Raw genomic sequence first — 20,780 nt, 5'->3', positions numbered from 1 at the left:
ATGATTATTCCTGCGTTCTTAATCTGTAAAAATACCTTAGTCGCTTACATTTTAAGGTAGAAGTCTTTCGTTAACACTTTGAATTCTTTTGAGTAATCACCATCTTTATGGATGCAAATATGCTGCGAAAGGCATGTTTGCTGCATTTTACTTAATTGTAGAAGTAATCGAATCGGTGTTTTTTTCTCAGTCGTTTGCACATCACACCTTGCAATACAATGAAGGTTAAACGCTTTCGCCGCTTCAATTAAGCATTCGCCTTCGTAAGTTGGCAGAATAATATTTGCAACCCCTTGCTCGGTTAATAGATATTCAAGGGTGTGTAATAACTGTTGATGGGTAAAGGTATCAGTATGACGCGCGGTAGCACGATGTTGCGATTCTGCTTGTTGACCAAAGTTGAAATAGGGTGGGTTACAAATGATCCCATCGACACTGTTACTTGGTTGGTCTTGCAGCCATAAAGTGATGTCTTGTTCAATACAATGTAAGCGTTCATGCCAAGGCGAGGCGGCAAAGTTCTGTCGAGCAGCATTGGCAGCTTGTGGATCAATTTCAATCGCTTCAATAGATAGCATGGGGGCTCTTTGTGCTGCAATTAATGCTAGCAAGCCGCTCCCTGTTCCGATATCAAGCAATTTTCCTTGTTGTGGTAGCGCAGCCCATGCGCCGAGTAATACGCCGTCGGTGCTAACAGGCATACCGCAGCCGTGATCATTAACGTGAAATTGTTTAAAGCTAAAGCCGCGAGACATTCCCGATCCTTTTTCTTTACCAAACAAAGCATTATAAGCAGATTGAATGATTGAGCGATTTCTATATAACCATAATTGCAAGTGATGTTTCATTACGGTGTTTTTATTGTTGCTAAAATGTTGTTCTATTTGTTTGGTTTTTGGTTTATATTTTAATCTTTGGTAATGGATTGATTTTATATTCCAATTATTTTTATTTAATTGGTTTTATATTCTACATTTTACGCTCTGTTTATGGATTATATGGTGTTTATTTCTACGCTATTGCCAAGGGTGTAGTTTTTATCCATTATGCTTTTGTTGGTTATATCTTTTGCTGTGTGTAACCAATACAGAGAATTATAAAAAAAGCAGACACAATACATAACCCATAAACGAGTGGAAGGTGCAGTTTGAAAAAGACACTCAAAGTAACAGACATTATAGCGTTAGGCTTTATGACTTTCGCGTTCTTTCTAGGCGCAGGTAATATTATCTTTCCACCACTAGCAGGGCAGCTAGCCGGTGAAAATATGCTTTCTGCCATGTCAGGATTTTTGGTAACCGCAGTAGGTTTACCTTTAGTTGGTATTATTGCTGTAGCCATGGCTGGTGGTGGTTGGCAGGGCTTAACCCGCGATTTACCGTCAAAAGTTGCCACATTAATGGCAGTGTTGATCTTTATTATTATCGGTCCTGCATTTGCTGCACCTCGTACAGGGTTAGTGGCTTATGAAATGGCAGTGAAACCGTTTTTATCAGCAGATGCTGGTCAAGCAAGTTTAACGACTTTTTCAGTGATCTTTTTCGCGATTGCTCTCTTTTTTGCTTGGTCTCGCGGTAAGCTTATCGACATGATTGGTAAGTTTTTAACTCCTGCTTTATTTATCGTGCTTGCAGTATTAGCGGTTGCGGTATTTATCAATCCGCAAGCAAGTATCGTAGCGGCACAAGGTGAATACGCAACACAAGCGTTTACCAAAGGTTTCCTTGAAGGTTATAACACCATGGATACTTTTGCGGCACTGATGTTTGGTATGTTGATTGTTGATGTGATCCGCAGTAAAGGGATCAGCGATGAGAAAACAACGTGTACTTACCTGATCTACGCAGGTTTGATTGCTGCTGCAGGTTTAGCATTTGTTTATATTTCACTGTTCTACTTGGGGGCAACTAGTTCAACGATTGCTCCGAATGCGGGCAATGGTGGTGTGATCCTAACGGGTTACGTAATGGCACTGTTTGGTGCGCCAGGTCAGGTGATCTTATCTGCTATCGTGCTACTGGCATGTTTAACGACAGCGATTGGCTTGATCAGTGCATGTGCCGATTACTTTAGTTCATTAACCCCGATGTCTTACAAAAAGTGGGCGGTGGTGTTAGCGGTGATCTGTGCTGTTGTGGCGAACGTTGGTCTAAATCAGCTGATTGCGCTATCGGTGCCAGTATTATTTGCACTATATCCTGTGGCGATTGCGTTGGTTGCACTCACATTGGTTCGCAAATGGTTACCGAATCCTCGTTTGGCTTACCGTGTAGTACTTTTGGTTTCTTTCATCTTCAGTATGATTGATGTGGCTAAGTACTTAAAATTCGATGTGTCGATGTTTAGCAGCCTACCGTTATTTAACTATGGCATGGCTTGGGTACTACCAACATTGGTTGCATTGGTGATCACACGCTTTATTGGTGGTAAAGCGATGGGCTCACACCAAGATAAACTTGCGTAATATGTGATAGATAGAGAAAAGGGATGCCATGTGCATCCCTTTTTTATTAGGCATTTGTATTGCGGTTATAGCGTTTCTGCATACTCAAGCATGATCTGTTCGCACCACTGAGTGATACGTTGATCGGAGTGCTCGTATTGCGAGTCTTCATCAAGGGCTAGGCCGACAAAGAATTGCTTGTCTTCAGTAAGCGCCTTTGATGCTTCAAATTGGTAGCTGTCATCGTTAGGCCAGTAACCGATAAATTGCACGCCAGCTTCGAGTAATTTGTCATGCAGCATACCCATCGCATCAAGGAACCATTCGGTATAGCCTTCTTGATCGCCGAGGCCAAATAATGCAACGGTTTTATTGGTCAGAGTTAAGCCATCAAGTTGTTGCCAAACAGCTTCCCAATCTTCTTGTAGCTCACCAAAATCCCATGTTGAAATACCTAAAATCAACATATTAAATTGGTTCATTTCACTGATATCTGCTTCTTTAATGTTACGCAGCTCAATTAATTCAGCACCAATACAATCGCGGATTTTTTCTGCCGCCATTTCGGTATAACAGGTGGTTGAGCCATAAAACAAACCGATTTTCATGCTGAGTATCCTAGTTATTTTACTTATTTGCTCAGTGTACCCGTTATCCGCTGACAAGCTCAATAAAGTGAGCAAAACAAGCTGAAAAATTTAACTTGATGATCCCCTGTCACAAGGCTCGTTACTTTTTGCTAAAAATACCCTATGATGAAGAAAGTACTGTGTATTTATCCATGTGTTTAGCTTGTACTAGCACAGGTAGTGGAGTGAAAAATGGAAAACGATGACGTTATTATCGAACGTTTTCTAGATGCTATGTGGATGGAGCGAGGATTGTCTGAAAACACCTTGGCTTCTTATCGTAATGATCTAATGAAATTATTAAATTGGCTGAAACAAGAATCACGCAATGTGATTAATGTGTCGGTTGATGATCTACAACGTTATCAGCAGTGGCTATTTGATAAAGACTATAAGCAAACATCACGTGCGCGTATGGTGTCTGCGATCCGTCGTCTTTTCCAATATTTACATCGAGAAAAGATGCGTGATGATGATCCGAGCGCAATGTTGGTAACGCCAAAATTACCTAAGCGTTTACCGAAAGATTTAAGCGAAGCACAAGTGGATGCCTTGCTTGATGCGCCAGACGTTAACGATCCGATTGAACTGCGTGATAAAGCTATGCTTGAGCTACTTTATGCGACAGGTTTACGTGTTACTGAATTAGTGACGTTGACAATGGAAAACATCAGCTTGCGTCAAGGTGTGGTGCGTATTACCGGTAAAGGTGACAAAGAGCGTTTAGTACCGATGGGAGAAAACGCTATTGATTGGATTGAGCAGTTCATTGAAACCGGACGACCACAACTGTTAGGTGAAAAAAGCTCTGATGTGTTATTCCCCAGTCGTCGCGCAAGGCAAATGACGCGCCAAACGTTTTGGCATCGCATTAAACATTATGCGGTATTAGCGGGTATTGATGCGGAAACCTTATCACCCCATGTGATGCGCCATGCGTTTGCGACACACTTGCTTAATTACGGTGCCGATCTACGTGTGGTACAGATGTTGCTTGGACATAGTGACTTGTCGACAACACAAATTTATACTCATGTTGCGACAGAAAGACTAAAACAATTACACCAAACTCACCATCCTCGCGCATAATTATGAGAGAGTGCTGGGCAAATTAACGTATCGAGTTTGCGTTATGTTTAAGTTTACTTATGCTTGCCTAACAAGCACGTAGTGAAATGTGAAACTATTTTACGGTGAATCGGGTCTTATTAAGCATTGAGATCTTCATCATTAATTAAGGATAAATTAAATGCACTTTATCAGTCGAACTCTTGTTGCAACCGCTGTTGCGTTAACGGCTTTTTCTGCGGTAGCGAAGCCAAATGAAGCAGCGATCAGTCAGCAATTGGAAAAAGTTGGTTTAACGCCATCATCGATTGCGTCATCACCAATCCCAGGATTGAATGAAGTTGTGACTGAGCGTGGTGTTATTTATACAACTGATGATGGTAAATATTTCGTCGTTGGTCATTTATATGAAAATAGCGGTGCGCAGCCTGTTAATTTAACAGAGCAAAAAATGGCTAAAATGAACAAGGACAAAATTGCAGCGATGGAAAAAGACATGATTGTCTATCCTGCAAAGAACGAAAAATACGTTGTTACCGTGTTCACCGACACCAGCTGTGGTTACTGTCGTAAACTGCATAACGAGATCAAAGGCTACAACGATGAAGGTATCACTGTGCGCTACCTAGCATTCCCTCGTGGTGGTGAGCGTTCTGGTAACTTTAACCAAATGAGTGCGATTTGGGGTGCCAAAGATCGTGCTAAAGCGATGGATGATGCTAAGAGCGGTAACTTTGATGAAAGTAAGATCACGCCACGCCCTGATCTAGTTCGAGCACAATACGAGCTAGGTGTTGCAATGGGTGTAAACGGTACGCCTGCAATCGTATTGGCTGATGGCACTATGATCCCTGGCTACCAGCCGCCAGCAGCACTACGTCAGCTACTTGATAGCCAACCAAAAAGCTAATTTAGCTTTGTGAATGATTAAATGATGAAAAGCCTGAGCATGATGTTCAGGCTTTTTTGTTATCTGCGATTTGGTTACTATGAAAAAATAATAATACTGATAAGAAGCCTGATTATGATTGAAATTAAACGTCGACCTCTAGCGAATACGGATGGTTTTTCCGATGCAATCCCACCTATTTTACAGCGGATTTATGCCAGCCGTGGGATCAATAATGATGCTGAATTAGAGCGCGGAGCAAAAGGGTTACTTAATTATAATCAGCTCTACGGTATGGAAGCGGCAGTGCAATTGCTCAGTGATGCGCTTGCCAATAATACTCGCATTATCATTGTCGGTGACTTTGATGCCGATGGTGCAACCAGCTCTGCGTTATCGGTTTTAGCGCTGCGCATGCTGGGATGTCAAAACGTTGATTACCTTGTACCTAACCGTTTTGATGATGGTTATGGCTTAAGCCCAGAAGTGGTTGAGCAAGCACAAGCCCGTGGCGCAGAGCTTATCATGACGGTTGATAACGGCGTTTCTTCAATCTCTGGTGTTGCTGCAGCAAAAGAAAAAGGCATCAAAGTACTTGTTACTGACCATCACTTGCCGGGTGATACGCTGCCAATCGCTGATGCCATTGTTAACCCAAACCTTAATGAATGTGGTTTCCCTTCAAAAGCCTTATGTGGGGTTGGTGTTGCTTTTTATTTGATGTTGGCACTGCGTGCAGAGCTGCGTAATAACGGCTGGTTTGAGCAACAAGGTATTGCGATGCCAAACCTTGCTGAGTTACTGGACTTGGTTGCATTAGGTACAGTTGCCGATGTGGTTGCCCTTGATGGTAATAATCGTATTTTGGTTCACCAAGGTTTACAGCGTATTCGTGCGGGTAAATGTCGCCCGGGTATTCAAGCGCTAATTGAAGTGGCTAATCGCGATCCTTCTCGTTTAGTCACCAGTGATTTGGGGTTTGCATTAGGGCCGCGTATTAATGCTGCTGGGCGTTTAGATGATATGTCATTCGGGGTTGAGTTGTTGCTTTGCGATAATATTCAAGCTGCACGCCGCATGGCATCTGAGCTAGATGGGTTAAACCAAACCCGCAAGGAAATTGAGCAAGGTATGAAAGATGAAGCCTTGGCGATTTGTGAGCGTTTAAAGTTCAATCAGCAAAATATGCCTTACGGTTTAGTGTTGTTCCAACGTGATTGGCACCAAGGTGTGATTGGTATTTTAGCCTCACGCATTAAAGATAAATATCACCGCCCCGTGATTGCGTTTGCCGATGCTGGTAACGGTGAAATTAAAGGCTCTTGTCGCTCTATTGCAGGCTTGCACATGCGTGATGCATTAGATCTCGTTGATACTCAAAATCCGGGTATGATCTTAAAGTTTGGCGGTCACGCAATGGCTGCTGGTTTAACTATTCCAGAAGATAAACTGGATGCATTTAGTAAAGCCTTTGATGCCGTGGTACGTAGTGTACTGGATGAAGATGCCTTAAAAGGTGTATTGCTGACAGATGGCGAACTTGGTAGTCAAGAGTTAAACCTTGAAGTGGCTGAAATTCTTCGTGCTGGTGGCCCTTGGGGACAGCAATTTCCAGAGCCAAGTTTTGACGGTACTTTCCGCTTATTACATCAAAAGTTAGTGGGAGGAAAACATCTTAAGATGATGGTTGAACCCCTTAATGGTGGCAGTGTGATAGATGCGATTGCCTTTAACGTTGACGTGAAACGTTGGCCTGATGCATCAGTACAACAAATCGAACTTGTGTATCGTTTAGATGTGAATGAATACCGTGGTAATCGTAGTGTGCAATTGATGGTAGAGCACTTAAACGCAAAATAGTGTTATCGGCGATTTGTGCAGTGATTTTATGGATGGCGAGGTTTTGACGGTTGTTTACGTCCAGAATCTCGCCATTTTCTATTAAATTTTCTTATAACCTTTCTCTCCCTCTGTATATTCTATCTACAATTCGATAGAATCCATCGGTTATGTCCATTTCGGCTATGAAGAGTGGCAATGTTCGAGATTAATCCAATTAAAAACCGCCTAGCGGACGTATCAGCTCGTACTGATGTCCTTAGGGGGTACCTTTGACTATGATGCTAAGAAAGAGCGTCTAGAAGAAGTCAATGCAGAATTAGAGCAACCTGATGTATGGAACGAACCTGAGCGCGCACAAGCGTTAGGTAAAGAGCGTGCATCACTAGAAGCGGTTGTAGAGACTATCGACCTGTTAGATCAAGGCGTTGAAGACGTTGAAGGTCTACTTGAGCTTGCGGTAGAAGAAGAAGATCAGGAAACGTTTGACGAGATCGAACCTGAGTTAGCAGAGCTTGAAGAAAAGCTAGCAAAACTTGAGTTCCGTCGTATGTTCGCAGGCGATCACGATCCTTCTGACTGTTACGTTGACCTGCAAGCAGGCTCTGGCGGTACAGAAGCACAAGACTGGACATCCATGATGCTACGCATGTACTTGCGTTGGGCTGATGCGAAAGGCTTCAAAACTGAAGTAATTGAAGTGTCAGAAGGTGATGTTGCCGGTCTTAAATCAGCAACGATCCGTGTAAGCGGTGAGTATGCTTATGGCTGGTTACGTACAGAAACGGGCGTTCACCGTTTAGTTCGTAAGTCGCCATTTGATTCAGGCGGTCGTCGTCATACCTCTTTTGCTTCGGCGTTTGTTTACCCTGAAATTGATGACAATATCGCGATCGATATTAACCCATCTGATTTACGTATCGACGTATACCGTGCATCAGGTGCGGGTGGTCAGCACGTAAACACCACGGAATCTGCGGTACGTATTACCCACATTCCAACTAACATTGTGGTGCAGTGTCAGAACGACCGTTCTCAGCATAAGAACAAAGATCAGGCAATGAAGCAGTTAAAAGCAAAATTGTTTGAATTTGAACTGCAAAAACAAAATGCCGAGAAACAAGCAAATGAAGACTCTAAGTCTGACATTGGCTGGGGCAGCCAGATCCGTTCTTACGTTCTGGATGATTCTCGCATTAAAGATTTACGTACTGGGGTGGAAAATCGTAACACCCAAGCAGTACTGGACGGCGATTTAGACCGTTTTATTGAAGCAAGCCTGAAATCAGGTCTTTAACCGAATTTCGGTAAAAATTTAAGGGTTACCCCATGACTGATCAATTACAAGATGAGAATAAGCTGATTGCTGAGCGTCGCGCTAAATTAGATATGATCCGCGAAAACTGCAAAGCAAATGGCCACCCAAATGATTTTCGTCGCGATAGTTTAGCGGCAGATCTAGAAGCAAAATACGGTGAAATGACCAAAGAAGAGCTTGAAGAAGCGGGTCACGTATTTGCTATCGCTGGTCGTATTATGGCTAAGCGTGGTCCTTTCCTTGCTATTCAAGATGTATCTGGTCGTATTCAAGCTTACGCATCAAAAGATGTTCAAAAAGAGCTGAAAGAAAAATATTCAGGTCTAGATATCGGTGACATCATCGGTATTAAAGGTGCGCTTCATAAGTCAGGTAAAGGTGATCTTTACGTGAACATGGATGAGTACGAGCTGCTAACCAAAGCACTACGTCCTCTACCAGAAAAATTCCACGGTCTAACTGACCAAGAAATGCGTTACCGTCAGCGTTACGTTGACCTAATCGTAAATGACGATTCACGTCATGCATTCGTTGTTCGTTCAAAAGTGGTATCGGCTATCCGTAACTTCATGGTAAGCAAAGGCTTCATGGAAGTGGAAACGCCAATGATGCACGTGATCCCTGGTGGTGCAACAGCACGTCCATTCATCACTCACCACAACGCACTAGATATCGACATGTACCTACGTGTTGCGCCTGAGCTATACCTTAAGCGTCTAGTGGTTGGTGGTTTTGAGCGTGTATTCGAAATCAACCGTAACTTCCGTAACGAAGGTCTATCGCCACGTCACAACCCAGAATTCACGATGATGGAATTCTACATGGCGTACGCTGATTACAATGATCTAATGGATCTAACAGAAGAAATGCTAAGCAGCATCGCAATGGATGTTCTAGGTTCTTCTAAGATGCCATACGGTGAATACGAAGTTGAATTTGCAGGCCCTTACGCTCGCATGAGCATGCTAGATGCAATTAAGAAGTACAACCCAGATCACGCAGAAATCCAAGCGCTAACTTACGAAGGCGTTGCTGATCGTGAACTTATGGTTAAGATTGCGAAATCTGTACACGTTGATGTTGAAGACTTCTGGACTTGTGGTCAGCTACTTGAAGAGATCTTCGGTGAAACTGCTGAACCTCAACTAATGCAACCAACGTTCATCACTGAGTACCCAGCAGATATTTCTCCGCTTGCTCGTCGTAACGATGAAAACCCATTCATCACAGACCGTTTTGAATTCTTCATCGGTGGTCGTGAAGTTGCGAATGGCTTCTCTGAGCTTAACGATGCACAAGATCAAGACCAACGTTTTAAAGCGCAGGTTGACGCGAAAGATGCTGGTGATGACGAAGCAATGTACTACGATGCAGACTACATTACTGCACTAGAGCACGGCTTACCGCCAACAGCGGGTCAAGGTATTGGTATCGACCGTCTAGTTATGCTGTTAACTAACACGCACACTATTCGTGACGTTATCCTATTCCCTGCAATGCGTCCTCAATCTAACAACTAATACTTGTTTGATTTGATGATATAAAAGCCACCGTTTATCGGTGGCTTTTTTGTCTGAGCTGAAAAGTAATATGCAGTTAGTTGTGTGATAGTTGTCATATGATTCATTGTTGTATCAAAAATGAATGTTAATTCTTTTGTTGCTTATCTGGATTGTGACTTCTTCCGACAATCTATGATTTTTGTTATGAAAATAACTGGTTCGGTTTTAAACTAATAGTAAACATGTTGCGCATTTGTGTCTTATCTGGATATGATTGTGACAGTTTTGGTGCGGTTATTATTGATACACATTACAACGACAGTCGTGCTACGTGATAACGTGATCAAGGGCGATTAGGGAATGGATAAACGAAATAAGATTGGGGCAGCTAATTCCATCGTTGTCTTTGGTGGAGTCAATCAAAAGTGGTTACCGTCAATGGAATCGGCGGGATGGTCGTGTCATCGTTGTTATGATTTGCGAGCAGCAGAGTCACTGTTGTTAGAAATGGGTCCCTGTATCGGGGTTGTTGATTTAAGTAACGATGATTTTAGTTTACATAGCTTAGCTGCGTTGGTTAACCGCAATAAGCAAGTACGTTGGATCGCCATCGTTCGTGATGAGCAATTAAATAATGAAGCGATCAGCCAATTTATTGTGAATTTCTGTTTAGACTATTTTTCTACGCCAGTCCCTTGTGAGCGTTTAAAACAGACTATTGGTCACCAAAGTGGGATGTTAGCACTTGAACGACAAGTATGGCCGCAATTAGGACAATTTGGTCAGCAAGGGCTACAAGGCAATACGCCGATCATGAAAAAGCTACGTGATCAGGTAAAGCGTGTTGCGTTAAGTGACGTGCCTGTGTTGATCAATGGTGAGATTGGTACTGGTAAATTAGTTGTCGCAGAAGCCTTACATCAGGCATCGATTCGCGCTAAAAAGCCATTTGCGCGAGTGAATTGTGAAACGGTTCAAGCTGGGTGGATCGATGATGTTGAGCAACAGTCTTATCTCGATTATGCCAATAATGGTGTGCTTTTATTAGATGAGTTCACGCTGTTAGCCGATGAAAGAAAAAAAGAGATCTTAAAAATCCTCAGTGATGGAACTTATTACCGTCCTGATGGCAGCATTCTTACTGTTGATATTCGTATTATTGCTACCAGTAGCCATAATTTTGATGATCTGTCGGAGCTCGATACTCTAACCCGTGATTTGTACTTTAGACTTAACGTGATTTCATTATCGGTACCTGCATTGCGAGAGCGCGGCAGTGATATTGTGTTACTTGCCGAGTTTTTACTGCTTAAGTACGCCAGACAATATAATAGTGTGGCTAAGTCATTTTCAGAACAAGCACAAGCAATGTTGCTGCAATATCAATGGCCGGGGAATATACGAGAGTTAATTAGCCAAATTAAACGAGCGGTACTCTTGGCTGAAAACAAATGTATTGAAGCTGAACAACTCGATATACCACGGATCACTGAAGATAAACAAAGCCTGAAAAAAATCCGAGAAGAGTCGGAGCGTACGGCACTACTTACTGTGTTAGAAAACAATAAAGGGCAGATCTCAGCAGCCGCTAGAGAGTTGGGGGTATCAAGAGCAACCATGTATCGACTCTTGAATAAACATGACTTGATCCCACCGCCACGTTGTTTCCGACAAGGCTAATTCAGTTGGATACTCTTACTTAACAGCTACCGAAAGGTGGCTGTTTTTGTTTGAGAACGCAATAGAATTAACTCTATCAATAGTCGTTAATTTTTTATGCTGATATGAAATATAGTTATCGGTTTAATCTTGGTTAATATATAAACAAAATAAGATCTTGTAGCATAAAAACATGTAGTTAATCGGATAGTATAAATAGTCTTGTTAAGTGTTAATGATTGGTTAATATTTGTTTTTGGTATATCTAACTTAACTGAAAACCAAGGAGAATATTATGCGCCAGTCTATCTATATCCGATTTGCTATTTTTCTTATCCAGCAAGATGTTAAACGTGAAGATGCACTGTGGCGGCATCAACAGCGACGAGTTCGTGTTTACCTGCCTTATCATTCAGCACATTTACTGCGAGACGTGGGCGTGGAAAGTGATGGTCGTATCGCTGTAAGCCATCTTGTTCATGCTGAACGTAAAGTACGTCATTTGAGGCGAACGCTGCGGTTGAGACATAACACGTAAAGAGAAAGGCCAGTAAGATACTCTTACTGGCCAACATTTACGTGATACTAAAACACTAAGGACAAGGATTTGAGTATTGAATACCGACTTGCTCTAAATCTTGCATCACTTCTTCAGAAAGCACCAAATCAATACTCTGGATATTTGTTTCTAACTGCTCAAGGGTTGTTGCACCGATAATGTTTGCTGCAACAAAAGGGCGCTGATTTACAAAGGCTAATGCCATTTGTGCTGGATCCAAACCATGTTTATGCGCCACATTGATATAGGATTGAGTTGCCTGAATACCTTGTTGATTAAAGTAGCGAGAAAAACGTGGAAATTCAGTACAGCGTGCACCTTTAGGCTTTGCGTTATTAAGGTATTTGCCACTCAGCGTACCAAAGGCGAGAGGTGAATAGGCGAGTAGCTCAACACCTTCATGATGGCTGATCTCAGAAAGACCTACCTCAAAGCTACGATTAAGTAAGTTATATGGGTTTTGGATTGAAACAATACGAGGTAAATCGTGTTTATCAGCAAGCTTTAAATATGACATCACTCCCCAAGGTGTTTCATTTGATACCCCGATATAACGCACTTTTCCTGCTTTGACCAATTCACCAAGCGCTTCTAGGGTTTCTATGAGTGTGACACCAGAGTGATCTTCTTCGTAGTGATAATTGAGTTTACCAAAGCAGTTAGTTTGTCGTTGTGGCCAATGAACTTGATAAAGATCGATATAATCGGTTTTTAGACGCTCAAGACTATCATTCACCGCATCATGAATATGACGACGGTTGAGTGACATATTATCGCGGATATATGGCACATTACGTGGACCTGCTACCTTGGTTGCGATGATCAGCTTGTCGCGTGATCCTGATTTCTCTAACCAATTACCAATATAGCTTTCAGTGAGTCCCTGAGTCTCTTTGTTAGGAGGAACAGGATACATTTCTGCGGTATCAATAAAATTCACGCCATGTTCGATGGCTAAATCTAGCTGGCTATGTGCTTCGGCTTCATTATTTTGAGCCCCGAAGGTCATGGTACCTAAACATATTTTACTGACGTCTAAACTTGAATGCGGGATCGTATGATATTTCATTCGCTATCCTTGCTATTAAGATCTTTTATTTGACTATAGCCCGAAGCGCTAACGCTGAGAAGCGAGATTCAATACCAAATCGATATTATGTTCCAGACTTGCTGGTTAGCGAAAACTGACACATAGTTAATGTTAGGTGTTTCATTATCTTGCGTGGAGTAACAATGAAGTTATCTCAGTTAAAGCCTTGGTTAAAAGCATCACCGAATAAAATTCCCCATTGTGTGCTGAGTTGCTATGCGGGATGTTCAGATTATTTGATGGAAGTAGAATATAAACATCAGCTTCATCCTCTGAAAGATGAAAAAGATAATCTACTGCATTTTCAAAATATAGAGCAGGCACAAACCTTATTAAAATCAGTAGGGATCAGCAATATGACCTTACGCCTTACTGATCCTTATGATGAGTTTTCTGCTGATGGTAAAGTATCGCAATGCGAAGAAGATATTGTGTTGCACTTTTAGCAACAACAATAGCCATCGTTAAATAAAATAACGAGAGAGCAGATCTGCTGTAAAATTTGTCTTTAAATAAAAACCACGAGGCAGTGTTTTGATGGGTTGCCCGTTGGCACCATAAGCTTCTGTTAATGCTTTGCTGTTGGCTGCTTTCGGTCGCAATTGTAATACTTCACCATGGCGCGCAGTGATTTGCTCAACGTGACCAAGGACGATCATATCCATTAACTCTTCCCAATCTTGTTTCAGCTGAGCTTCTTCATCTGGTGACGGTCGCCAAAGTAAGGGAGATCCCACATGACGATCAGCTAGTGGAATGTCGCGCTCTCCTTCAACAGGGATCCATAACACATGTGATAATTTGTGACGAATATGGCTAGTTTCCCAGCGTAAGCCTTGCACACCAATCAAAGGGGCTACACAAACAAATGTGGTTTCTAATGGCTTACCGTTATAACCAATGGGAATGGTTTTTAGCTCAATGCCCAGTTCGATAAAATCCGGTACAGGCTTGCTGCCTGCGGTAGCACCTAAATGCCATTCAAGTAATTGTCCAACCCAGCCTTTATCGCGTTTTAGATCGGGCGGTGGGATGATCCCTGCAAGATCGGCTAACTCCCCCAGTGTTAATCCGGCAAGTTGTTGAGCTCTTTCAAGTAGTTCTTGTTCTGTTGTCGGTGTTGATGGCTGAGGGATCGCTGGCATGGTGAGACTAATGATCATCTATTGGAAAAAGAATAGGAACAAGGATCATATCATAGCTATAAGGGAGTTTTATGGCTAAAAAAAGAGAAAAAGATCCTTTAAAAAGATATCCACAGAAATTTTTTAAGAAATATTTTATTTTCCGCTAACTGTTTGAATGAACAGTTGTGTGACGCTATTTTCAACACCCTGCTGCGCGAGTATGCAATCTAAATTTTTATCTGATGTGGATAAATAGATAATTGGTTGATCTTTGACCGATCGTTTTTTTGAGGTGTGAATATCATATTTATTTAAATTTATTATATAAGGTTTTGTTTTTTATCTTTATGATTTTTATTGATTATATTGTTTATTAGTTGTGTGGGTCGGTGTTTTTTTTGGGGCTTTATTAGCTATAAAAAAAGCGTTTTTTTATTTTCTGCACAAATCTATCCACAGAAAGAGTGAATAAATGTGGGATAGGTCTCATTTGATTGTTTATAACCTTATAGCAAAGGCAAAGTTATCCAGAATTTGTGTTGAAGGTGGGAAAATATCACGATCTGATCGAAACTTTGTTTACCGATCTCTTCTACTATGAAAAAATCACTATTAATAGATATTTATACTTGAGGTCGTCCAGTGATTGATGGCGATGGATACCGCCCTAATGTAGGGATCGTTATCTGCAATAGCCATGGCCAGGTATTTTGGGCTCGACGATATGGACAACATTCTTGGCAGTTTCCGCAAGGTGGTATTGATGATGGAGAAACTCCGGAACAAGCCATGTACCGTGAATTGTACGAAGAAGTAGGATTAACCAAAAAAGATGTCAGGATAATTGCGTCAAGCCGTCATTGGCTACGTTATAAATTACCTAAACGTTTAGTACGGTGGGATTCGAAACCTGTTTGTATCGGGCAAAAACAAAAGTGGTTTTTGCTGAGCTTGGAATGCGATGAGTCCAAGGTCAATATGCAGCGAGGTGCTACTCCTGAATTTGACGGGTGGCGATGGGTAAGTTACTGGTACCCAGTTCGACAGGTGGTGTCTTTTAAGCGTGATGTTTACCGTCGAGCATTAAAAGAATTTGCGCCTGTCGCTATGCCTTTTAAGGAATGGAAAGAGCGAAAATTCAAGCGTAATAGCAAAAATAAACATATGTAATATAGAGGCAATCGGCAATATAGAAGGATTATAAGGCTTGTTATGCTGACACAGCTTAGAGAGATAGTTGACAAGGTGGTCAGCGCTCAAACCTTGATAGAAGCGCTCGATCAATTAGTGATGAGCACTTGTCAGGCAATGAAAACAGACTGTTGTTCAGTTTATATTGCGAATCATGAGCGTCAGATCTATACCCTGATGGCGACGCAAGGTTTACATAAATCTCATCGTCGAGTGAGTTTGCGTTTTAATCAAGGTCTAGTGGGGCTGGTTGGTCGAAGTGCTGAACCTGTTAATGTTGCCGATGCCCGTATTCACCCTCATTTCAAACATTTGCCAGGGATTGGAGAAGAATCATTCCGATCTTTTTTTGGCACGCCTATTATTCACCAACGCCAAGTCCTTGGTGTGCTGGTTGTTCAGCAGCGCGAGCAGCGTGAGTTCGATGAAAGTGAAGAGTCTTTTCTTGTCACGCTTGCAGCCCAACTTTCCGGCATTTTAGCTCATGCTAAAGCCCAAGGAATGTGGTTTGAACAAGGTAATAAACTGCATTTAACAGGCTCTGCAGCTTCTGCTGGGGTCGCTGTGGCTAAAGCCTGGTGGGATGATACTCAGCCGCTGTTAGAACATGTTGCGCCAACGTCTTGTTTAGATGTCAATTTTGAGCAAGAGCGTTTAACGATTGCCATTGAAGCGGCCAGTGCAGAGTTTCGTCGGTTAAGAAAACGCTTTGATAGTGAACTTCAAAAAGAAACCTTAGCAATTTTCGATCTTTTCAGTCATCTGCTAAATGATCCTATGTTACGCAAGGATCTTAAGGCGCGTATTGCTTGTGGTGATCAGGCCGAGTGGGCTATTCGTCAGGTAGTTGAAGCCTATTCTGCGCGCTTTGCCAATATGAAAGATCAGTATCTTAAAGAGCGTGCACAAGATATTCGTGAGCTTGGTCAACGCTTATTATTCTTTCTTCGCGATGAAGAAGTCGATGAGCAGCAGTGGGATGAGCCTGTAGTATTACTCACGCGTGAGCTAACTGCTGCAATGTTGGCTACTGTGCCGTTAGGTAAGCTTGCCGCAGTTGTTTCTCAAGAAGGGGCTGCAAACTCACATGCGGCTATTTTATCCCGCGCATTAGGTATTCCAGCGATCATGGGTGTCGATTTTGTCCCTCATATGGTGCACAACAATTTGGTTGTAGTGGATGGTTACCGGGGGGACTTTTTAGTTAATCCTAATCGTCATGTGTTGGTTGAATATCGCCGTCTATTGCGTGAAGAACAAGAGCTTGCCAAAACTGTTGAAGATGATCTTTATAAGCAGGCATACACCAAAGATAGTCAGCGGATCATGATCCACCTTAATGCAGGGTTAAGTGCTGATACGAGCATTGCTGTCAATAAAGGTGTTGATGGCGTGGGTTTGTATCGAACTGAAGTGCCTTTTTTATTGCAACGCAGTTTTCCTTCAGAAGATGAACAGATCAATCAGTATCGCTCGATATTACAAACCTATCCCGAGCAAAGTGTCGTGATGCGTACCTTGGATATCGGTGGTGATAAACCTCTGCCGTATTTAACCATTGAAGAAGATAATCCTTTCTTAGGTTGGCGAGGTATTCGCTTTACTTTAGATCATCCTGAGATTTTCTTGATCCAAGTTCGAGCCATGCTTCGAGCAAGTATTGGGCTGAATAACATGGATATCTTACTGCCTATGATCTCTGGTATTGCTGAACTTGATGAGGCAAAAAGCTTGGTTGATCGCGCCTATCAGGAAGTCGCCAAAGAGTATGATGGGGAGCTTCGTAAGCCACGATTAGGCATTATGATTGAAGTGCCGTCGATGTTATATCAACTGCATGCGCTGGCAGATAAAGTCGATTTTATCTCTGTGGGAAGTAACGATTTAACGCAATATCTGCTTGCTGTTGATCGTAATAATTCACGGGTGGCGAGTGTGTATGATGCACTGCATCCTGCGGTATTAAATGCGTTAAAACATATCATTGATAGTGCAGAGCGCTACCAACTCCCGGTATGTGTGTGTGGTGAACTGGCAGGTGATCCGATTGGTGCAATTTTATTAGTCGGAATGGGGTATCGATCTTTAAGTATGAATACCCGTAATGTAGCCAAAATAAAGTATATTCTTCGCCATGTTTCAGCTAATGACATGGCACAACTTGCTGATGATGTGCTTGCTGCACATTTATCTGCAGAAGTAAGGGATAAAACCACCTTATTTGTTGAGCATCATGGGTTGGGTGGATTTATCCGCGCAGGTAAGTAAAACATCTTTTTAATTGGTTACAACTATGTATGAAACAACCCTTTGGCTATTTGGCATGTGTTTGCTACTTGGCTCTGTTGTCGGGTTACTGGCAGGTCTATTAGGTATAGGTGGTGGGCTATTAGTTGTGCCTGCTTTAGTGTGGCTATTACCTAAAGCCGGAATTGCGTCGCATCTTGTGATGCATATTGCACTTGCAACATCTTTAGCCAGCATTGTCATGACCTCAATGGCTTCTGCACGCAATCACTTTAAACTCGGTAATATTGATTTTTCTGTGGTGAAATTTTTAGCGCCAGGGATCATTGCTGGTGGTCTTAGTGGCAGTGTGGTAGCAGAGGTTATTCCTTCCCATTACTTACCTAAAGTCTTTGCTGTGATTGTATTGTGCTTAGCAATTCAAATGCTGCTATCAATGAAAGTTGTCAATGATAAGCCATTACCAAGCTCACCAGTATGCGCTATAAGTGGTGGTGTTATTGGCTTAGTATCGAGCCTTGCTGGTATTGGTGGTGGCTCGTTAACGGTGCCATACCTAAGTTATTTTGGGGTTGAAATGCGCCGAGCGATCGGTACTTCATCGCTAGTTGGGCTGTTGATTGCCATTTCTGGCATGATAGGGTTTATCTACGCAGGTGTAGGAAGTGAGGCATTACCTAAATACAGTGTTGGCTATGTCTATTTACCTGCCTTGGTCGGTATTGCTGCAACCTCGATGATAGCTACACGTTATGGTGCAGCGTTAGTCAGCAAGCTCCCTACATCGACCTTAAAGCGCTTATTTGCGATATTGCTACTGGTGATCAGTATTAAGATGTTTTTAAGCTAATGAAGGGGACTGCTAAGGCAGAGTACACTAGCTTCTGATAGAATATTCACTAATCTTTTTTCGCGCCTGGCTTTTGCTGGGCGTATTCAATTTACGAGTAGGACTATGAAACAATATTTAGCCTTATGCCAACGCATCGTTGATGAAGGTGTGTGGATTGAAAATGAACGTACAGGTAAGCGTTGTTTAACGGTTATCAATGCAGATCTGACTTATGATGTTGCTAATAATCAGTTTCCGTTGATCACTACTCGTAAAAGTTTCTGGAAAGCTGCAATTGCAGAGCTTCTCGGTTACTTACGCGGTTATGATAATGCAGCACAGTTTCGCGCAATTGGCTGTAATACGTGGAATGCTAATGCCAATGATAACCAAGCATGGCTGAATAATCCTCATCGTAAAGGTGAAGATGACATGGGGCGAGTTTACGGTGTGCAAGGTCGTCGCTGGCAAAAGCCTGACGGTACTCCGATTGATCAGCTTAAGAAGATTGTTGATGACCTAACGAAAGGAATTGATGATCGTGGTGAGATCTTGACGTTTTATAACCCAGGTGAGTTTGATATGGGTTGTTTGCGTCCATGTATGCACACTCATACTTTCTCACTACTTGGTGACACGCTTTATTTAACCAGTTACCAGCGTTCGTGTGATGTGCCTTTAGGTTTGAATTTCAATCAAGTTCAAGTGTTTACTTTACTTGCATTAATGGCGCAAATCACGGGTCATAAAGCGGGTCAGGCATATCACAAAATTATCAACGCACATATCTATGAAGATCAGCTAGAGCTTATGCGTGATGTGCAGTTAAAGCGTGAACCATTTGCTTCACCACAGCTGAAGATTAACCCTAAGATCAAATCGTTAGAAGATTTAGAAACATGGGTAACATTAGATGATTTTGAAGTGATTGGTTACGAGCACCACGATGCGATTCAATACCCATTCTCAGTATAAGAATGTGTTAGTAACTGATTGATTTTTAGATAACAAAAAGCCCAGCATCTGCTGGGCTTTTTCATGTTTCGTTTTATTAAGCAGTGAAGGCTAGGATTGAGCCTGGGATAGCTAGGAATACTAGACCTAGGTAACCTGCTACTGCTGCTTTGTTCTTTGTTGCAAGGTCGCTTAAGTAGAAAGCGCACTTCAACGGAATTTCACGTAGGAATGGAACGCCGTAAATCAACACTGTTGCTAGCACGTTGAAACATAGGTGTACTAGAGCGATTTGTAGTGCGAATACTGCGTTATCGCCAGATACTGCTGTTGCTGCTAGTAGTGCCGTGATACATGTACCGATGTTTGCACCTAGGGTGAATGGGTATACATCACGTACTTTAAGAACACCTGTACCTACTAGTGGAACCATCAAACTTGTTGTTGTTGATGATGATTGAACCAAAATTGTAACCGCTGTACCAGATGCAATACCGTGTAGTGGACCGCGACCGATAGCACTCTTAAGGATGTCACGAGCACGGCCAACCATTAGGTTACGCATTAGTTTACCCATAATCGTGATTGCTACGAAAATCAATGCAATACCGATAAAGATTAATGCTGCGCCACCCATGTTGCCAAATGCTTCTAGAGGACCTTTTACAAGGTTAACGGCTGGTTGCGTTAATGGCTTCATAAAGTCCATTCCCTTCATGCTCATATCGCCAGCACTTAAGAACGGAGACACTAACCAGCTAGATAGTTTACCTAGCAGACCAAACATCATTTCTAGTGGCAAGAAAATTGCTACTGCTAGAAGGTTGAAGAAGTCATGGACAGTTGCACTAGCGAATGCACGACGGAATTCATCCTTACAACGCGCATGTCCTAAGCTAACTAACGTATTCGTTAGCGTAGTACCAATATTTGCACCCATGACCATTGGGATTGCTGTTTCTACTGGTAAACCACCGGCAACAAGACCAACAATGATTGACGTTACAGTACTTGATGACTGAATTAATGCTGTTGCGATTAAGCCAATCATTAATCCTGCTACAGGATGAGAGGCAAATTCGAATAAGGTCTTAGCTTGTTCGCCAACAGACCATTTAAAACCGCTGCTGACCATAGATACAGCAACAAGTAAAAGATAAAGCATGAACGCTAGGTTAGCCCAGCGGACCCAACGCATAGAGCTGAACTTAGATACAGCAGTAGTGGCTTGGGTAGTCATAATCATTTCTCCATGACAATAGTATGTCGTTTGAGTGTCATTTTGTTGAAATCTGCGTGAATAGTAGATGGCTTATATTTCAGAAATATTACACTCATTGTCATAAAGGCAGTTTGTCGCTTTTTTGTGATAGCAAGCGATTAAATAGCAGTAACTGGATTCTGTGTTTTTGTTTTTAACTATTTGTAATATA

At 42.2% G+C, this 20,780-nt stretch carries 18 protein-coding genes; 13 read left to right on the top strand and 5 right to left on the bottom strand.

The features are described 5' to 3' along the window. Window positions 1-44: 44 nt before the first annotated feature. A complete protein-coding gene (locus Q7657_RS20955; RefSeq protein WP_107166837.1) occupies window positions 45-755 on the bottom strand; it encodes a tRNA1(Val) (adenine(37)-N6)-methyltransferase in 711 nt (236 codons plus the stop codon). Between the two features lie 392 nt (window positions 756-1,147). Here Q7657_RS20955 and brnQ point away from each other — a divergent pair, with 392 nt between their 5' ends. Then, window positions 1,148-2,464 (top strand): branched-chain amino acid transport system II carrier protein, encoded by a 1,317-nt coding sequence (brnQ, locus tag Q7657_RS20950; RefSeq protein ID WP_107166836.1) that lies wholly within the window; start codon window positions 1,148-1,150, stop codon window positions 2,462-2,464. Between the two features lie 65 nt (window positions 2,465-2,529). Here the strand turns inward: brnQ and fldB are convergent, their stop codons facing one another. After that, a complete protein-coding gene (gene fldB, locus Q7657_RS20945) occupies window positions 2,530-3,051 on the bottom strand; it encodes a flavodoxin FldB (RefSeq protein WP_107166835.1) in 522 nt (173 codons plus the stop codon). 213 nt (window positions 3,052-3,264) lie between these two features. Between fldB and xerD the strand changes: the two genes are divergently transcribed. The 7 genes from xerD (at window position 3,265) to Q7657_RS20910 (ending at window position 11,885) form a co-directional block, all read left to right on the top strand. Then, entirely contained in the window at window positions 3,265-4,161 is an 897-nt protein-coding gene (gene xerD, locus Q7657_RS20940) for a site-specific tyrosine recombinase XerD (protein ID WP_008988455.1), read from the top strand. Window positions 4,162-4,321: 160 nt separating this feature from the next. Further along, window positions 4,322-5,050, top strand: coding sequence for a bifunctional protein-disulfide isomerase/oxidoreductase DsbC (gene dsbC, locus Q7657_RS20935; protein WP_107166834.1), 729 nt, complete (start codon window positions 4,322-4,324; stop codon window positions 5,048-5,050). 114 nt (window positions 5,051-5,164) lie between these two features. After that, window positions 5,165-6,889 (top strand): single-stranded-DNA-specific exonuclease RecJ, encoded by a 1,725-nt coding sequence (gene recJ, locus Q7657_RS20930; RefSeq protein ID WP_107166833.1) that lies wholly within the window; start codon window positions 5,165-5,167, stop codon window positions 6,887-6,889. Window positions 6,890-7,066: 177 nt separating this feature from the next. After that, window positions 7,067-8,165 (top strand): peptide chain release factor 2 gene (gene prfB, locus Q7657_RS20925; protein ID WP_107166832.1). Its coding sequence is split into 2 segments (ribosomal slippage): window positions 7,067-7,141 and window positions 7,143-8,165, totalling 1,098 coding nucleotides; the frame shifts between segments, so codons are not numbered across the junction. Window positions 8,166-8,197: 32 nt separating this feature from the next. After that, a complete protein-coding gene (gene lysS, locus Q7657_RS20920; protein ID WP_008988451.1) occupies window positions 8,198-9,706 on the top strand; it encodes a lysine--tRNA ligase in 1,509 nt (502 codons plus the stop codon). 342 nt (window positions 9,707-10,048) lie between these two features. After that, a complete protein-coding gene (locus Q7657_RS20915) occupies window positions 10,049-11,368 on the top strand; it encodes a sigma-54-dependent transcriptional regulator (RefSeq protein ID WP_107166831.1) in 1,320 nt (439 codons plus the stop codon). 274 nt (window positions 11,369-11,642) lie between these two features. Then, a complete protein-coding gene (locus Q7657_RS20910) occupies window positions 11,643-11,885 on the top strand; it encodes a hypothetical protein (RefSeq protein WP_107166830.1) in 243 nt (80 codons plus the stop codon). 55 nt (window positions 11,886-11,940) lie between these two features. On the opposite strand, the gene Q7657_RS20905 is transcribed toward Q7657_RS20910, so the two are convergent. Beyond that, window positions 11,941-12,975, bottom strand: coding sequence for an NADP(H)-dependent aldo-keto reductase (locus tag Q7657_RS20905; RefSeq protein ID WP_107166829.1), 1,035 nt, complete (start codon window positions 12,973-12,975; stop codon window positions 11,941-11,943). Between the two features lie 164 nt (window positions 12,976-13,139). Here Q7657_RS20905 and Q7657_RS20900 point away from each other — a divergent pair, with 164 nt between their 5' ends. Then, window positions 13,140-13,442, top strand: a complete 303-nt coding sequence (locus tag Q7657_RS20900) for a DUF6482 family protein (protein WP_045068878.1) — start codon at window positions 13,140-13,142, stop codon at window positions 13,440-13,442. Window positions 13,443-13,460: 18 nt separating this feature from the next. On the opposite strand, the gene mutH is transcribed toward Q7657_RS20900, so the two are convergent. Next, window positions 13,461-14,141 (bottom strand): DNA mismatch repair endonuclease MutH, encoded by a 681-nt coding sequence (gene mutH / locus Q7657_RS20895; protein ID WP_023930997.1) that lies wholly within the window; start codon window positions 14,139-14,141, stop codon window positions 13,461-13,463. 624 nt (window positions 14,142-14,765) lie between these two features. Between mutH and rppH the strand changes: the two genes are divergently transcribed. The 4 genes from rppH to Q7657_RS20875 all read left to right on the top strand — a co-directional run bounded on the left by rppH (window position 14,766) and on the right by Q7657_RS20875 (window position 19,368). Continuing rightward, a complete protein-coding gene (gene rppH, locus Q7657_RS20890) occupies window positions 14,766-15,293 on the top strand; it encodes an RNA pyrophosphohydrolase (RefSeq protein WP_008988445.1) in 528 nt (175 codons plus the stop codon). Between the two features lie 42 nt (window positions 15,294-15,335). Continuing rightward, the gene (ptsP, locus tag Q7657_RS20885; protein WP_107166828.1) at window positions 15,336-17,582 is read left to right on the top strand and encodes a phosphoenolpyruvate--protein phosphotransferase; all 2,247 of its coding nucleotides are present in this window, start codon (window positions 15,336-15,338) and stop codon (window positions 17,580-17,582) included. A 25-nt stretch (window positions 17,583-17,607) separates the two neighbouring features. Continuing rightward, window positions 17,608-18,411: a sulfite exporter TauE/SafE family protein gene (locus Q7657_RS20880; RefSeq protein ID WP_053987926.1), complete on the top strand. Its 804-nt coding sequence runs from the start codon at window positions 17,608-17,610 to the stop codon at window positions 18,409-18,411. 105 nt (window positions 18,412-18,516) lie between these two features. Next, the gene (locus Q7657_RS20875; protein WP_053987925.1) at window positions 18,517-19,368 is read left to right on the top strand and encodes a thymidylate synthase; all 852 of its coding nucleotides are present in this window, start codon (window positions 18,517-18,519) and stop codon (window positions 19,366-19,368) included. A gap of 76 nt (window positions 19,369-19,444) precedes the next feature. Here the strand turns inward: Q7657_RS20875 and Q7657_RS20870 are convergent, their stop codons facing one another. Beyond that, window positions 19,445-20,587: a Na/Pi symporter gene (locus Q7657_RS20870; protein ID WP_061014876.1), complete on the bottom strand. Its 1,143-nt coding sequence runs from the start codon at window positions 20,585-20,587 to the stop codon at window positions 19,445-19,447. Window positions 20,588-20,780 lie beyond the last annotated feature (193 nt).

Origin of the sequence: Candidatus Photobacterium acropomis, assembly GCF_030685555.1 — a bacterium.
Classification (GTDB): domain Bacteria; phylum Pseudomonadota; class Gammaproteobacteria; order Enterobacterales; family Vibrionaceae; genus Photobacterium; species Photobacterium lucens.
This window is presented reverse-complemented; position numbering and strand designations above follow the sequence as displayed.

Bases quoted from the DNA above. Each gene is read 5' to 3' on its own strand.
- ptsP (WP_107166828.1), top strand. From the start codon at position 15,336: ATGCTGACACAGCTTAGAGAGATAGTTGACAAGGTGGTCAGCGCTCAA.
- Q7657_RS20905 (WP_107166829.1), bottom strand. From the start codon at position 12,975: ATGAAATATCATACGATCCCGCATTCAAGTTTAGACGTCAGTAAAATA.
- Q7657_RS20915 (WP_107166831.1), top strand. From the start codon at position 10,049: ATGGATAAACGAAATAAGATTGGGGCAGCTAATTCCATCGTTGTCTTT.
- recJ (WP_107166833.1), top strand. From the start codon at position 5,165: ATGATTGAAATTAAACGTCGACCTCTAGCGAATACGGATGGTTTTTCC.
- Q7657_RS20875 (WP_053987925.1), top strand. From the start codon at position 18,517: ATGAAACAATATTTAGCCTTATGCCAACGCATCGTTGATGAAGGTGTG.
- dsbC (WP_107166834.1), top strand. From the start codon at position 4,322: ATGCACTTTATCAGTCGAACTCTTGTTGCAACCGCTGTTGCGTTAACG.
- mutH (WP_023930997.1), bottom strand. From the start codon at position 14,141: ATGCCAGCGATCCCTCAGCCATCAACACCGACAACAGAACAAGAACTA.
- Q7657_RS20880 (WP_053987926.1), top strand. From the start codon at position 17,608: ATGTATGAAACAACCCTTTGGCTATTTGGCATGTGTTTGCTACTTGGC.
- fldB (WP_107166835.1), bottom strand. From the start codon at position 3,051: ATGAAAATCGGTTTGTTTTATGGCTCAACCACCTGTTATACCGAAATG.
- Q7657_RS20900 (WP_045068878.1), top strand. From the start codon at position 13,140: ATGAAGTTATCTCAGTTAAAGCCTTGGTTAAAAGCATCACCGAATAAA.
- Q7657_RS20955 (WP_107166837.1), bottom strand. From the start codon at position 755: ATGTCTCGCGGCTTTAGCTTTAAACAATTTCACGTTAATGATCACGGC.
- Q7657_RS20870 (WP_061014876.1), bottom strand. From the start codon at position 20,587: ATGACTACCCAAGCCACTACTGCTGTATCTAAGTTCAGCTCTATGCGT.
- lysS (WP_008988451.1), top strand. From the start codon at position 8,198: ATGACTGATCAATTACAAGATGAGAATAAGCTGATTGCTGAGCGTCGC.
- xerD (WP_008988455.1), top strand. From the start codon at position 3,265: ATGGAAAACGATGACGTTATTATCGAACGTTTTCTAGATGCTATGTGG.
- Q7657_RS20910 (WP_107166830.1), top strand. From the start codon at position 11,643: ATGCGCCAGTCTATCTATATCCGATTTGCTATTTTTCTTATCCAGCAA.